The sequence below is a fragment of the Bradyrhizobium sp. S69 genome (assembly GCF_009766005.1).
GTDB lineage: Bacteria > Pseudomonadota > Alphaproteobacteria > Rhizobiales > Xanthobacteraceae > Bradyrhizobium.
This window is the reverse complement of the sequence record NZ_LMUK01000024.1, coordinates 61,822-75,236: the sequence shown is the minus strand read 5'-3', so window position 1 is coordinate 75,236 and position 13,415 is coordinate 61,822. Positions and strand designations below refer to the sequence as shown.

The following is a 13,415-nucleotide window of genomic DNA, read 5'->3' as shown; positions in this document are numbered from 1 at the left end:
AGGAGCGCGCTCTTGCGCGCGTCTCGAAGGATGGTGTTCAGCGCTGTGCGTGCGGCTATGATCTTCCCCCAAAAAAGTGGACAGGGTTAAACTGCTTTTAGCTCCATCTCGATCGGGCTGATATAGTTGATGGCGGAGTGACGCCGAGTTCGATTGTAGAAGCCTTCGATATAGGCAAAAATATCCCGTTTAGCTTCTGCCCGGGTCGCATATTGACGATGATGGACGAGTTCGGTTTTGAGGGTGTGGAAGAAGCTTTCCATCGGGGCATTATCGTAACAGTCGCCCTTGCGGCTCATCGATGCCTGGAAGCCTGCAGATCGTAGCACTTTGCGGTAACTCTCGGAGGCATACTGCACGCCCCGATCGGAATGGTGGATCAGGCCGGCTTCGGGCCGTTGCGCCGAGATGGCCATCTTCAATGCTGCCAATGGCAGGTCGGCACGCAAATGATCTTGCATCGCCCAGCCGACGATCCTGCGGCTGTAGAGATCCAGGACCGTGGCCAGATAGAGCCAGCCCTCACCGGTCTCGACGTAGGTGATGTCGGCGAGCCAGACCCGGTTCGGCGCGGTGGCGGTGAAGTTGCGGTTGATCAGGTTCGGGGCGATCGGAAAGTCGTGGCAGCTGTCGGTCGTCCACACCCGCCGGGGCCGTGCCATGATGGCGCGAATGTTGTGATGGCGCATCAGCCGCTCGATGCGACCACGGCTTACCCCGCGGCCCTGGGCCTTCAGCTCGGCATGGATACGCGGGCTGCCGTAGCGTCCGCCGACGTCACGATGGACCCGCTTGATCTCGTCGACGAGATCGCGATTGATGGATGATCGCTGGCTCTCCGGGCGCGAGCGCCAGGCATAATAGCCGGCCGGCGAGACATCGAGCACGTCGCACATGACCCTCACGGGGTAGTCGCCACGCCGATCTTCGATGAAGCGGAATCTCATGTCCGGTCTCCAGCAAAGATCGCGATCGACTTTTTTAAAATGTCGCGCTCCAGGCGCAATCGCTCGTTCTCCCGTTGCAAACGGGCAATCTCCGCAGCTTGGTCCGCCGACGGCAGCGTTGCCTGCGCTGGGGGGGCCGCAACGCTACCGTCGGCTGGCGCTCGGGCACTCCCTCGTTCCGCCATCCAACGGCACAGCACCGATTCGTGAAGCCCGAGCTCCCGGGCCACCGAACCCGCCGAGCGGCCGCTCGAAACCACCAGGTCCACCGCCCGCTGCTTATAGTCGTCCGCATACGCCCGTCGCTTATGCTTTACCATTCGACACCTCCTGGCTCTTAAAGCCTACTACAGGTGTCCACTAATTCGGAGGAGGTTCAGCCATCCTTCGAGACGCGGCGAAGACGCCGCTCCTCAGGATGACGTCAAGCTACAGCCGCCGTAGCGCTACGGTTTCGACGACGTGATCGGCGCCCTTTTTCATGATCAGGGTCGCGCGCGGGCGGGTCGGCAGGATGTTGTCCTCGAGATTGGCGAGGTTGGTTCGTTCCCAGATCGCGATCGCGGTCGCCGTCGCTTCCTCGTCCGACAGCAGCGCATAGCGATGGAAGTAGGACCTGGGATCGGTGAACGCGGTGTCGCGCAGCGCCAGGAAGCGCTTGATGTACCACTGCCGCAGCGGAGCTTCGTCGGCGTCGATATAGACCGAGAAATCAAAGAAGTCGGACACGAAAGGCACGGCCTTGCCGTCACGCGGCAGCCGCCCGGTCTGCAGCACGTTGACGCCCTCGACAATCAGGATGTCGGGCTGGTCGATCTCGACCCATTTGTTCGGCACGATGTCGTAGGTCAGATGCGAATAGACCGGCGCGCGCACATGACGGCGGCCGGCCTTGATGTCGCTGAGGAACGACAGCAGCGTCGGCAGATCGTAGCTTTCCGGAAAGCCCTTCTTCTGCATGGTGCCCTGCCGTTCCAGCACGGCGTTCGGAAACAGAAAGCCGTCGGTCGTGATCAGGTCGACCTTCGGTCGCGGCGACCAGCGCGCGAGCAGGGCCTGCAACACGCGCGCGGTGGTCGACTTGCCGACCGCGACCGAACCGGCGACGCCGACGATGTAGGGCATCTTGCGGTCACGGATGGCCAGGAATTGGCGCTGCGAATAATAGAGCCGTTGGGTCGCATCGACATAGATCGACAGCAGCCGCGACAGCGGCAAATAGATGTCCTCGACCTCCTGCAAATCGAGGCGGTCGTGCATCGAACGCAGGCGGTCGAACTCACCCGGCTCAAGCGTCATTGGCGTGTCGTCGCGCAGATGCGACCACTGTTTTCGGGTGAAGACCCGATAGGGATTATATTGCTGATCCGGTGCCCTGATATCCATGAGGCCGCCTCTCCCAAATCCGCGCTAGTCCCGCTTGCGCGCCGCCTTCTCTTCCAGACCCGACATGCCGGTGCGCTTCGCCAACGCGGCCTCGACCTCCTCGAGGCCGATGCCGCGCGATTTCAACAACACCAGCAAATGGAACAACACATCCGCGCTTTCGCCGATCAGATTGTCGCGGTTAGTTCCGACCGCGGCGATGATCGTCTCCACCGCCTCCTCGCCGAACTTCTTGGCGCAATGCTCGGTGCCCTTGTCCAGCAGCTTGCGGGTGTAGGACGCCTCTCCTCCCGATGCCGCGCGGGCATCGATGGTGGCGGCAAGATCTTGGATGGTGAAACGCGGCATCAACTCAACTCGCACGGGCTCCCCTAACCTTGCGGGAACCGTTCATCAATGTGGGATTTAGCACTTCTGTCACAAAGAGTCGTCAGGGATCGAGCCGCATCGGCAGCCCGGCGCGAACCATGTGATCCTTGGCTTGGCGAATGGTAAATTCCCCGAAATGGAAGATCGATGCCGCCAGCACCGCGGTCGCATGCCCCTGGCGGATGCCGTCCACCAGATGGTCGAGGTTGCCCACCCCGCCCGACGCGATCACCGGTACGGGAACACTGTCGGCGACGGCCTGGGTAAGCGGCAAGTCAAATCCCTGACGGGTGCCGTCGCGGTCCATCGAGGTCAGCAGGATTTCGCCGGCACCGAGCGAGACCACTTCCTGGGCATATTCGATGGCGTCGATCCCGGTCGAATTGCGGCCGCCATGGGTGAATATCTCCCAGCGCTCGCCGCCACCGCCGCGCTTGACGCGCTTGGCGTCGATCGCCACCACGATGCATTGTTCGCCAAATTTCTCGGCGCCTTCCCTCACGAATTCGCGGCGGCTGACGGCCGCGCTGTTGATCGACACCTTGTCGGCGCCGGAGCGCAGCAGCACGCGAATATCATCGACGGTGCGCACGCCGCCGCCGACCGTCAGCGGCATGAAGCAGGCCTCGGCGGTGCGCCTGACCACATCCAGCATGGTGCCGCGATTTTCGTGGGTCGCCGTGATGTCGAGAAAGCACAATTCGTCGGCGCCGGCGGCGTCATAGGCAATCGCCGCTTCCACCGGATCGCCGGCATCGCGCAGGTCGACGAAGTTGACGCCCTTGACGACGCGGCCGTCCTTGACGTCGAGACAGGGAATCACGCGCACCTTGAACATCAGAGCTTCTTTCGTTTGAGCATGATCTTTTCGGAAAACCGGTTCCCACTTTTCCGGATCATGCTCTAGGCCGCCGCGCGGGCGTTGCGGATCAGCGCCAGCGCCGCGGCGGCATCGAGGCGGCCGTCGTAAAGCGCGCGGCCGGCGATCGCACCGGCGAGTTTTTTCGCCCGCGGCAGCAACAACGCCTTGACGTCCTCGATCGAGGCAAAGCCGCCCGAGGCGATCACCGGGATAGAAATATGGTCCGCGAGCGTGATGGTAGCGTCGAGATTGAGACCTTTCAGCAGGCCGTCGCGCGCAATATCCGTAAAGATGATCGCGGCGACGCCGGCATCCTCGAACCGCTGCGCGATTTCGAGTGCGGTAACTTCTGATGTCTCGGCCCAACCTTGCACCGCGACCTTGCCGTCACGGGCGTCGAGCCCGACCGCGACGCGGCCCGGAAATTGTTTCGCGGCGTTTTTCACCAGCTCCGGATCGCGCACCGCCGCGGTGCCGATGATGACCCGCGCGACGCCCTTTGAAAGCCAGGCCTCGACGGTGGCGAGATCGCGAATGCCGCCGCCGAGCTGCACCGGCATCGTGACCACCTTCAGCATGCCCTCGACCGCCTGCGCGTTGACCGGCTTGCCGGCAAACGCGCCGTCGAGATCGACCACGTGCAGATATTCAAAGCCTTGCGCGGCAAACGCGCGGGCCTGGGCGGAGGGATCGAGGTTGAACACGGTGGCGCGGGCCATGTCGCCCTGTTCGAGCCGCACGCATTGGCCGTTCTTCAGATCGATGGCGGGAAAAAGAATCACGTTGCGTTACCTGAACGGCGTCGGAGTTCACCCTCCCCTGGAGGGGGAGGGTCGATCGCGCTGGGCGATGCGCAGCATCGGCCGGTGCGAGCGGGGTGGGGTGGAAGTGTGTTCATCCGCGGCGCTCCAACCATCTCTGCGCCACCCCACCCCGTCTCGCATCTAGCGATGCGAGCCGACCCTCCCCCTCCAGGGGAGGGTAAGAAAGAGATACGGCGACTGGTTGTCTCATCACGGCTTCCACCTCAGGAAATTCGAGATCAGGGCCAGCCCGAAACGCTGGCTCTTCTCGGGGTGAAATTGCGTGCCGATAGCGGTGTCCTTCCCGACCATCGCGGTCACCGGGCCGCCGTAATCGGCGCGTGCCAGCACATCCGCCTCATGGGTGGCGTTGAGGTGATAGGAGTGCACGAAATAAGCGTGGCGGCCTTTCGGCCCCAGCGGCAGACGTTCCAGCACCGGATGCTCGCGCAACACATCGAGCGTATTCCAGCCCATGTGGGGAATTTTCAGATTCTCCTCGCGCGGTGCGATCTTCTCGACGTCGCCGGCGATCCAGTTGAAGCCATCAGTGGTGACGTGCTCCTTGCCGCGGGTCGCCATCAACTGCATGCCGACGCAGATGCCGAAGAACGGGCGCGCCTTTTTGCGCACCGCTTCCGTCATCGCCTCGAGCATGCCGTCAACCGAGTCGAGGCCTTTGCGGCAATCGGCGAACGCGCCGACGCCGGGCAGCACGATGCGATCGGCGCGATACACCACCTCCGGATCGCGGGTCACGACGATCTTGTCCGGGTTTTCCATGCCCCGCGTCGCGCGCTCGAACGCCTTCGCCGCCGAGTGCAGATTGCCGGAGCCGTAATCGATAATCGCCACGCTCATCGTGAGGCACCCGGTTGCGGGAACAGCCCGATGATCTCGCTTTGCGCCAGCGGCGGCGGCTTCGAAAACGGCTGACCCGGGATATCGCGCGTCGGCGGCGGCGCGCCGCGATCGCTCGCCCATTGATCGTTGCTGAGACCGCGCTGTTTGGCGGTCCAGCGATCGAAGAACCGCCGCTCGGCGGCTTCCTCATCGTCGGCCACCACGATGTCGAGCTGGCGCCAATTGCGCCGCGACAGCGTCCAGCGCTGCAGGCTTGCAGCCTCAAATCCCATCAACAGCGCGATCAACCCATTGGCCAGGAAGGCTGCCCCACCGCCGGCGCCGAGGGCCGTCATCGCGAAATCAATCGCGGCGAGGGCTGCGATCCAGCCGATCAGCGCCATCCAGAGCCGATGCGCCACGAGCCACAGCGGACCGAAAACGAAGGCCCAGAGGTGAAACCCGTCGCGAACGAAAGCGAACCTGTCGGTCGCGGCGATGCTGGCATCGGTCGCGACCGGGGCATGAACTGTGTAGACCGGCATCAGACCTCTCCGCCGAGAACGCGGCTCATCAGCCGCCGAGCTGACCCTTGGTGGACGGCACTTCGCCGGCGGCGCGCGGATCGATCGCAATCGCTGCACGCAGCGCCCGCGCCAGACCCTTGAAGCAGGATTCGGCGATATGATGGCTGTTCTCGCCATATAGGGTCTCGACGTGCAAAGTCACGCCGGCGTTGATGGTAAAGGCGTTGAACCACTCGCGAACCAGCTCAGTATCGAAATTGCCGACCTTGTCGCGCGGGAAATCCACCTTGAACACCAGCACCGGCCGCCCCGAAATGTCGATCACGACCCGCGACAGCGTCTCGTCCATCGGCATGTGGATCGAGGCATAGCGGGTGATGCCGGCCATGGCGCCGAGCGCCTGCTTCACGGCCTGGCCGAGCGCAATCCCGACATCCTCGGTGGTATGGTGCTGGTCGACGTGAAGATCGCCCACCGCCTTGACCGTGATGTCGAGGCGCGAATGCCGGGCCAAGAGGTCGAGCATATGGTCGAAGAAGCCGATCCCGGTCGCGACGTTGGACACGCCTGACCCGTCGAGGTTCACCGTCACCTCGATATCGGTCTCTTTGGTCTTGCGCTTGATGGTTGCCGTGCGCATGAAAAGTGCTTCCCGTCCAAGAGCGGGATTACTCATCCCGCTCTCGTTTAATGTCTGAAATCGCGGCCCTTTTAACAGGCTCACCCTGCCTTCGCCACTGCGGTATGACCCCTTAAAGGCCGAACTTCGGCCTATGGTGACCGGAATCCGGCGTCAAACGGTCCCGCAAGCGATCTCGATTGTAACCCGACCGGCAAATCCCTAAATCCGGGCGAACAAGAGGTATTCCATGCAAGCTTCACAGACGGAATCGCCGGTCTGGCACGGCACCACCATTTTGACGGTCCGCAAGGGCGGCAAGGTCGTGATCGGCGGCGACGGGCAGGTCTCGATCGGCCAGACCGTGATCAAATCCAACGCCAAAAAGGTCCGGAAACTCGGAAAGGGCGACGTGATCGGCGGCTTTGCCGGGGCCACCGCGGACGCCTTCACGCTGTTCGAGCGGCTGGAAAGCAAGCTGGAGCAATATCCGGGACAGTTGACCCGGGCCGCGGTCGAACTCGCCAAGGACTGGCGTACCGACCGCTATCTGCGCCGGCTGGAGGCGATGATGATCGTCGCCGACAAAGACGTGTCGCTGGTGCTGACCGGCACCGGCGACGTGCTGGAGCCGGAAGCCGGCGTGATGGCGATCGGATCCGGCGGCAATTATGCTTTGGCGGCCGCCCGCGCGCTGGTCGACAGCGACAAGGATGCCGAGACCATCGTCCGCCGCGCGCTCGATATCGCCGCCGACATTTGCGTCTATACCAACCGCAACGTGACCATCGAGACCTTGTGAGGCGATCGGTCGATGGCGCCCGCATACGCCCTCCACGCGATGTCGCGAGATCATCTGCCGATGATCCGGCGCTGGCTGGAGACGCCTGAAGTGGTGCGATGGTGGGGTGACCCCGACGAGCAATACGCGCTAGTGAGCGGCGATCTCGACCATCCGGACATGGATCAATTCATTGTCGCGCTCGGCGAGAACCCGTTCGGCTACATCCAATGCTACGCGCTGAGTGCGTGGAACCAGGGTTTTGGGCCGCAGCCGCAATCCACCCGCGGCATCGACCAGTTCATCGGTAAGCCCGACATGATTGGCCGCGGTCATGGTTCAACATTCATCCGGCAGTTCACCGACGGCTTGTTGGCCGCAGGCATCCCGCGAATCGTGACCGATCCCGATCCTGGCAACGCACGGGCGGTGCGCGCCTACACGAGAGCCGGCTTTCAGAGCGAACGCGTGATCGAGACGCCCGACGGCCCGGCGCTGATGATGGTGCGAAACCCATGACCTCGGATCAAAGTACGCCTTCACTCCCTCGACTCGCCGCCTGGCAGTGGGCGCTGATCGCGGCCTGCCTGATCGCATTGCAGGCCTCGATCCTCTATGCCATGGGGCGGCTGCCGATCTGCGCCTGTGGATACGTGAAGTTCTGGCACGGCGTGGTGCAGAGCTCGGAGAACTCGCAGCACCTCACCGACTGGTACACCTTTTCGCACATCATCCACGGCTTCCTGTTTTACGCCGCGACCTGGCTGTTGCTGCGGCGACTGCCATGGCCCGGCCGCCTGATGATCGCCATGCTGGTCGAAGGCGGCTGGGAGATCCTGGAGAATTCCAACTGGATCATCGAGCGCTATCGCTCGGCCACGATGTCGCTGGACTATTTCGGCGACAGCATCGTCAATTCGGTCTCCGATACGCTGTCGATGGTGATCGGTTTCCTGCTGGCGCGAAAACTCCCTGTCGCGATGACGGTTGTGATCGCGCTGGCGTTCGAAATCCTGGTCGGGCTTCACATCCGCGACAATCTGACCCTGAATATCATCATGCTGGTCCACCCCTTTGAGGCGATCCGGCAATGGCAGGCCGGCCCGCCGATCATCTGACGTCCCCCAGGAACCTCCGATGAACCTCCGATGAACTTGTTCTCGAACCATTTTGGACCTAGCTAGGACTCATGACCAACTTCTCTCCCCGTGAAATCGTTTCCGAACTCGACCGCTACATCGTCGGCCAGGCCGACGCCAAGCGCGCGGTGTCGATCGCGCTGCGCAATCGCTGGCGGCGGTTGCAGCTCACCGGCAATCTGCGCGACGAGGTGCTGCCGAAGAACATCCTTATGATCGGGCCGACCGGCGTCGGCAAGACCGAGATCGCGCGGCGGTTGGCCAAGCTCGCCGGCGCGCCGTTCATCAAGGTCGAGGCCACGAAATTCACCGAGGTCGGCTATGTCGGCCGCGACGTCGAGCAGATCATTCGCGACCTGGTCGAAGCCGCGATCGCGCAGACCCGCGAACGCAAACGCAAGGATGTGCAGGCCCGCGCCCAGCTTGCCGCCGAGGATCGGGTGCTCGATGCCCTGGTCGGCGCCAATTCGAGCGCCACGACACGCGATTCGTTTCGCAAGAAATTGCGCGCCGGCGAGCTCAACGACAAGGAAATCGAGATCGAGACGCAATCCTCCGGCGGCATGCCGATGTTCGAGATCCCCGGCATGCCTGGGTCGCAGATGGGCGCGATCTCGATCGGCGATATCTTCGGCAAAATGGGCGGACGGACCAAGACCCGTCGCCTGACGGTTGAAAATTCGCACGAGATCCTGGTCAACGAGGAATCCGACAAGCTGTTGGACAGCGACCAGCTGGTGCTGGAAGCGATCAGCGCGGTCGAGAACAACGGCATCGTGTTTCTCGACGAGATCGACAAGATCTGCGTGCGCGACGGCCGCACCGGCGGCGACGTCTCGCGCGAAGGCGTGCAGCGCGACCTGTTGCCGTTGATCGAGGGCACCACGGTCTCGACCAAGCACGGCGCGGTCAAAACCGATCACATCCTGTTCATCGCCTCCGGCGCCTTTCACATCGCCAAGCCGTCCGACCTGCTGCCGGAATTGCAGGGCCGGCTGCCGATCCGCGTCGAACTGGAAGCGCTGAGCCGCGACGACATGCGCCGCATCCTGACCGAACCGGAGGCCTCGCTGATCAAGCAATATATCGCGTTGATGCAAACCGAGGGCGTGACCTTGGACATCACCCCCGATGCCATCGACGCGCTCGCCGACGTCGCGGTGGCAGTCAACTCCACCGTCGAGAATATCGGCGCGCGGCGGCTGCAGACCGTGATGGAGCGCGTGCTCGACGAAATTTCATTCGCCGCCCCCGACCGCAACGGCGAGACCATCCGGATCGACGCCGACTACGTCCAGAAGCATGTCGGCGATCTCGCCAAGAACGCTGATCTCAGCCGGTTTATTTTGTAGCGTTCCGTCGTCCCGGCGAACAAGCCAGGGAAGCTATCACCGCCGTCATCCTGAGGTGCGCGCCATCTTTGGCGCGCCTCGAAGGATGGCCGCACGCACTGCGCTGAACAACATCCTTCGAGGCTCGCAAGAGCTCGCACCTCAGGATGACGGCGGAGATTGCTTCACAGTCTACTTCGCGGGGACGACGAGAGATTGCCCACCGCACAGCGGCCATGTGATAGTCGGCACCGATTTGACGAATTGGTGCTGAATGAATCTGCGGTTATGGCAAAATCCCTGGCGCTTGATGCTGGCCGTCAACGTCGCTGTGCTGGTCGGGGTTTTCGTTCACAAGATCACGCTGCCGCCGTTCGTCCCCTACATCCATTTGCTGGTCGATTATCATTTCGGATTCACCAAGCGGGCGCTGATCGGCGCGGTCGTATCGCTTTTCACCGCCAAGGTGCCGGTGTGGCTGGTGTTTGCGCTTGGCGGTGTGGCCTGGCTGATCACGCTCGGGCTGTTCGTTGAGTTGTTCCGGCGAACCTTCGGCTTCGGCGAACGCAACATGCCGCTGTTGGTGTTGATGGCCGGCTCGCCATTCTTCCTGAAGAATTTCATGCATACGCTCGGGCATTTCGACATCTATGGCTGCGCGCTCGCCATCGTCCTGTTGTTGATACCGGCGCGCTCGATCGCGTTCGTGCTGTGCGCGGCGCTGTTCTCGATGATCCTCATTCTGATCCACCACATCCATTTCCTGATGTATCTGCCGACCATCGCGGTCATCGTGGTGCTGCGCTATTACCTCGCGCAGGGTTTTACCCGCGCCAACGCGTTTGCCGGCCTCGCCGCCATGGCCGCGGTCGCGATCCTGTTCTTTGCCGCGCAATTCTATGGAACGATGCCGATTCCGGAAGCCGACTTCGTCCGCTATCTCCAGACCCGGATGGCCGATCCGTCGCGCACCGACCTCCTAGGCTTCAGCTACATCTGGTACCAGCCGCTATCAAAGGAGCTTCTGGATACCTGGGCGCGAATGCCCTCGAACCTTCTCGGCGTGCCGGTCTTTGCGCTGCTGATCTGGCTGCATGCGCCGCTGTGGCGATATTTTGCCGAGCTGATCGGCGCGTTGTCGGATCAATTCCATCGCCGAATCGTGATCGCCGCGATCGTGATGGTGAGCGTGGCCTATCTGATTATCTTCGCGACCGTGTTCGACTATTCGCGCTGGATCTCGAACTGGGCGGTTTGCATGTTCCTGATCCTGCATGCGGTGAAGATGTTGCCGAGTTGTCAACCCACCGCGCCGATCTCCGCGATCGACACCAAGACGACGATATTCGGCTGGATCGTAACGCTGGTGCCGCGGGTCGGAATCGTACGGCCGTTCTAGATCTAGATGACTTTTAGTTGAGTCGGTCTGGCTCGGTATTTCAGCTCACCTCTCCCCGTCGGGGAGAGGTCGATTTGCTTCCGGCGATGCGAAGCATCGTCCGGTGCAAATCGGGTGAGGGGCGCTTAACGAGAGGCCGTAACCCCTCACCCCAACCCTCTCCCAACGGGAGAGGGAGCGCGCTCCCTCTGCTGCTATGGCTTGATCTAATCTCTAAATCCGCACCCGCCTGATCCGCACATAGAGCGCACCGGCGCCGCCATGGCCGACATGCGCTTCTTCAAATCCTACCACCAGGCTGCGGAATTCCGGCAGGCCGAGCCATTGCGGCACCTGGCGGCGCAGCACGCCGCGCTCGGATTCGGCTCCCATCTTGCCCTTGCCGGTGATGATGAGGACGAAGGTCAGGCCGTCGGCGTGAGCCCGATGCAGGAAATCCGTCAGCACGCGATGGGCGCGGGTCTGCGTCATGCCATGCAGGTCGAGCCGGGCATCGATTTCCTTGCGCCCACGTGAAAGCTGCGAACGCTCGCGGCGCCCGAGCGGCGCCAAAGGTGGCGGCGCCTGGGGCACATCGGGTTTTGCCGGCCGTAACATTTTGGCGTGGCTGACCGGCGACGGCGAGGCGATCGGTTTTGCGACAGCCGGCGCCTCAGTCTCGTGAGCCGCCTTGTGAGTCGTCTTGGCAAGGCGAGGCTTTTTCCGCAGCGGTTTTGTCTGCTTGGCCACGCTCTCCCACAGCACGCGCTCTTCTTCGCTGAGCGCGCGCTTGCGCCGCGGCGGATCGACCAGTTCGGGAATGACGCGAGGACGCTTCATCAATTGCTGCGATAATGCCGGCGCCGATGGCGGCGCTGCTCATGGTCGGGTTTGACGTCCGGTCGCGCCGTCGGCAGCGGGACTGCTTTGCCGGCATCGGTCTGGGCGCTCGATGCCTGCGCCGCGGTCGATGGCGGCGGCGCGGCGGCGGGCGCGTTATTTTGGCCCTTCTGCGGATCGACTTGCGGAAACAGCCTGGCGATTTTCGCCGACGGCCTCGGATCCGGCAGCGGCATCTGGTGACCGCGCGCCACCGGATCGAGGCTCTTCGGCACCAGCATGACGAAGTGCATGTTGTGCCGCAGCCGGCCGGAGACCCGCGCGGCATCCGCGCCGGCGCCGAAATACAGATCGGCCCGCGCCGGGCCCGTGATCGCCGATCCGGTATCCTGCGCGATCATCAGCCGGCGGAACGGCGTCTTCGACATCTCGGATTCGATCGGCAATTCGCCTTCGATGAAAAACGGCGTGCCATAGACGTGAAGCGAATTATCGACCGCGATCGACCGGCCCGGCGTCAGCGGCACGCCCTGCGCGCCGACCGCTTCGTCCTTGTCGGACAATTGCACTTCGCGAAAGAACACATAGGCCCGGTTCTGCCGCCGCAGATCCTTGGCGCCATCGGGGTTTTGATCCATCCACTCCCTGATCTTCTGCATCGACATCTGCTCTTTCGGGATGATGCCGCGGTCGATCAGGACGCGGCCAACCGCCGTATAGGGATAGCCATTATGCGCAGCGTAGTTGATCCGGATGGTCGAGCCATCCTCGAGCCGAACCCGCGCCGAGCCCTGGATCTGGGAGAACAGCAAATCGGTCTGGCTTTTGAGCCAGCATATTTCGAGGCCACGGCCGGCAATCGCGCCGTCTTCGATTTGCGCACGGTCGTAATAAGGCACCAGCTTGCGCCGCCCGATCTTGCGATACACTTGGCCTTTATTGGGCAGTTCGGGCGAGTCCTGCGTGTAGCCACGGACAAAAAGATTGGACGGACGGCGATAGACCGGGACGGTATAGACGTCGGTCCTGGTTTTCGACCCATCGATGATCGGCTCGTAATAACCGGTGACGAAGCCGGCATCTTCGCCGAGCCGCGAGATCCGCAGCGGCAGGAAATATTCCTCGAAAAACGCCCGCGCCTTGCCGCTATCGGTCATCTCGGTCGCTCGCGCGGCGCGGCAGGGATCGCGCAGCGAGATGCCCAGCGCCTTCGAATCGGCGGCGGGGCCGGTCTGCCCATTGATCGCCTTGCAACTGGTGCGAAACGCCTTGTAGGCGGCCAGATGGTCGTCGTCGTTCCAGCCCGCAATATCGGACCAGGCCAGCGGAGCATATTGGCTGCCGCTGATCACGAACGGAAAAGCCAGCTGGGGATAGGGCAGATGACGTGTCCGGGCGCCATCGGCGGGGATCGGCGCCAGCGACAGGCTGACCGCGATCGCGGTTGCGGCAACGGCGAATTTCACGCCGCCTTTGGATCTGAAAGTCCTGATGCCAGCGTGCAGCCCCCGCTGCAGGAACCTCAGCGCGGCAGCACTTGATTTTTGATTGGACGCGTTTTCTTCACGCGAACCGGTATCCACTTCGCTT

15 protein-coding genes are annotated in these 13,415 nt (G+C 62.7%); 5 read left to right on the top strand and 10 right to left on the bottom strand.

What is annotated here, in order from left to right; genetic code table 11:
• Positions 1-86: 86 nt before the first annotated feature.
• The 8 genes from GSQ88_RS08150 to hisB form a co-directional block, all read right to left on the bottom strand.
• Positions 87-1,267 (bottom strand): IS3 family transposase gene (locus GSQ88_RS08150; protein ID WP_159006935.1). Its coding sequence is split into 2 segments (ribosomal slippage): positions 87-952 and positions 952-1,267, totalling 1,182 coding nucleotides; the frame shifts between segments, so codons are not numbered across the junction.
• 109 nt (positions 1,268-1,376) lie between these two features.
• Positions 1,377-2,333 (bottom strand): type I pantothenate kinase, encoded by a 957-nt coding sequence (gene coaA / locus GSQ88_RS08145; RefSeq protein ID WP_159006933.1) that lies wholly within the window; start codon positions 2,331-2,333, stop codon positions 1,377-1,379.
• A 24-nt stretch (positions 2,334-2,357) separates the two neighbouring features.
• Complete coding sequence (locus GSQ88_RS08140; protein ID WP_159006931.1) at positions 2,358-2,681, bottom strand: phosphoribosyl-ATP diphosphatase; 324 nt, start codon at positions 2,679-2,681, stop codon at positions 2,358-2,360.
• 82 nt (positions 2,682-2,763) lie between these two features.
• Entirely contained in the window at positions 2,764-3,540 is a 777-nt protein-coding gene (hisF, locus tag GSQ88_RS08135; RefSeq protein WP_159006929.1) for an imidazole glycerol phosphate synthase subunit HisF, read from the bottom strand.
• 65 nt (positions 3,541-3,605) lie between these two features.
• Positions 3,606-4,346, bottom strand: a complete 741-nt coding sequence (gene hisA / locus GSQ88_RS08130; RefSeq protein ID WP_159006927.1) for a 1-(5-phosphoribosyl)-5-[(5-phosphoribosylamino)methylideneamino]imidazole-4-carboxamide isomerase — start codon at positions 4,344-4,346, stop codon at positions 3,606-3,608.
• Positions 4,347-4,577: 231 nt separating this feature from the next.
• Complete coding sequence (hisH, locus tag GSQ88_RS08125; RefSeq protein WP_159006925.1) at positions 4,578-5,228, bottom strand: imidazole glycerol phosphate synthase subunit HisH; 651 nt, start codon at positions 5,226-5,228, stop codon at positions 4,578-4,580.
• On the bottom strand, positions 5,225-5,755 hold the full coding sequence (locus tag GSQ88_RS08120) for a DUF2628 domain-containing protein (protein ID WP_159006924.1): 531 nt from the start codon (positions 5,753-5,755) through the stop codon (positions 5,225-5,227). The genes hisH and GSQ88_RS08120 overlap by 4 nt, the downstream gene beginning before the upstream one ends.
• A 28-nt stretch (positions 5,756-5,783) precedes the next feature.
• On the bottom strand, positions 5,784-6,377 hold the full coding sequence (gene hisB, locus GSQ88_RS08115; protein WP_159006922.1) for an imidazoleglycerol-phosphate dehydratase HisB: 594 nt from the start codon (positions 6,375-6,377) through the stop codon (positions 5,784-5,786).
• Between the two features lie 229 nt (positions 6,378-6,606).
• On the opposite strand from hisB, the gene hslV reads away from it, so the two are divergent.
• The 5 genes from hslV (at position 6,607) to GSQ88_RS08090 (ending at position 11,006) form a co-directional block, all read left to right on the top strand.
• Positions 6,607-7,158, top strand: coding sequence for an ATP-dependent protease subunit HslV (hslV, locus tag GSQ88_RS08110; protein WP_159006920.1), 552 nt, complete (start codon positions 6,607-6,609; stop codon positions 7,156-7,158).
• Positions 7,159-7,170: 12 nt separating this feature from the next.
• Positions 7,171-7,656 (top strand): GNAT family N-acetyltransferase, encoded by a 486-nt coding sequence (locus GSQ88_RS08105; protein ID WP_159006918.1) that lies wholly within the window; start codon positions 7,171-7,173, stop codon positions 7,654-7,656.
• A complete protein-coding gene (locus GSQ88_RS08100) occupies positions 7,653-8,255 on the top strand; it encodes a DUF2585 domain-containing protein (RefSeq protein ID WP_159006916.1) in 603 nt (200 codons plus the stop codon). The genes GSQ88_RS08105 and GSQ88_RS08100 overlap by 4 nt, the downstream gene beginning before the upstream one ends.
• A gap of 71 nt (positions 8,256-8,326) precedes the next feature.
• A complete protein-coding gene (hslU, locus tag GSQ88_RS08095; protein WP_159006914.1) occupies positions 8,327-9,628 on the top strand; it encodes an ATP-dependent protease ATPase subunit HslU in 1,302 nt (433 codons plus the stop codon).
• Between the two features lie 253 nt (positions 9,629-9,881).
• On the top strand, positions 9,882-11,006 hold the full coding sequence (locus GSQ88_RS08090; protein WP_159006912.1) for a hypothetical protein: 1,125 nt from the start codon (positions 9,882-9,884) through the stop codon (positions 11,004-11,006).
• Between the two features lie 213 nt (positions 11,007-11,219).
• On the opposite strand, the gene GSQ88_RS08085 is transcribed toward GSQ88_RS08090, so the two are convergent.
• Positions 11,220-11,825 carry a Smr/MutS family protein gene (locus tag GSQ88_RS08085; protein WP_159006911.1) on the bottom strand — a complete coding sequence of 202 codons (606 nt, stop codon included), beginning with the start codon at positions 11,823-11,825 and terminating at the stop codon, positions 11,220-11,222.
• Entirely contained in the window at positions 11,825-13,291 is a 1,467-nt protein-coding gene (gene mltA, locus GSQ88_RS08080; RefSeq protein ID WP_502706708.1) for a murein transglycosylase A, read from the bottom strand. The genes GSQ88_RS08085 and mltA overlap by 1 nt, the downstream gene beginning before the upstream one ends.
• Positions 13,292-13,415: the final 124 nt, after the last annotated feature.

Coding starts and splice junctions, on each gene's coding strand:
- coaA (WP_159006933.1), bottom strand. CDS start 2,333: ATGGATATCAGGGCACCGGATCAGCAATATAATCCCTATCGGGTCTTC.
- GSQ88_RS08140 (WP_159006931.1), bottom strand. CDS start 2,681: ATGCCGCGTTTCACCATCCAAGATCTTGCCGCCACCATCGATGCCCGC.
- hisF (WP_159006929.1), bottom strand. CDS start 3,540: ATGTTCAAGGTGCGCGTGATTCCCTGTCTCGACGTCAAGGACGGCCGC.
- hisH (WP_159006925.1), bottom strand. CDS start 5,228: ATGAGCGTGGCGATTATCGATTACGGCTCCGGCAATCTGCACTCGGCG.
- GSQ88_RS08120 (WP_159006924.1), bottom strand. CDS start 5,755: ATGCCGGTCTACACAGTTCATGCCCCGGTCGCGACCGATGCCAGCATC.
- hisB (WP_159006922.1), bottom strand. CDS start 6,377: ATGCGCACGGCAACCATCAAGCGCAAGACCAAAGAGACCGATATCGAG.
- hslV (WP_159006920.1), top strand. CDS start 6,607: ATGCAAGCTTCACAGACGGAATCGCCGGTCTGGCACGGCACCACCATT.
- GSQ88_RS08105 (WP_159006918.1), top strand. CDS start 7,171: ATGGCGCCCGCATACGCCCTCCACGCGATGTCGCGAGATCATCTGCCG.
- GSQ88_RS08100 (WP_159006916.1), top strand. CDS start 7,653: ATGACCTCGGATCAAAGTACGCCTTCACTCCCTCGACTCGCCGCCTGG.
- hslU (WP_159006914.1), top strand. CDS start 8,327: ATGACCAACTTCTCTCCCCGTGAAATCGTTTCCGAACTCGACCGCTAC.
- GSQ88_RS08090 (WP_159006912.1), top strand. CDS start 9,882: ATGAATCTGCGGTTATGGCAAAATCCCTGGCGCTTGATGCTGGCCGTC.
- GSQ88_RS08085 (WP_159006911.1), bottom strand. CDS start 11,825: ATGAAGCGTCCTCGCGTCATTCCCGAACTGGTCGATCCGCCGCGGCGC.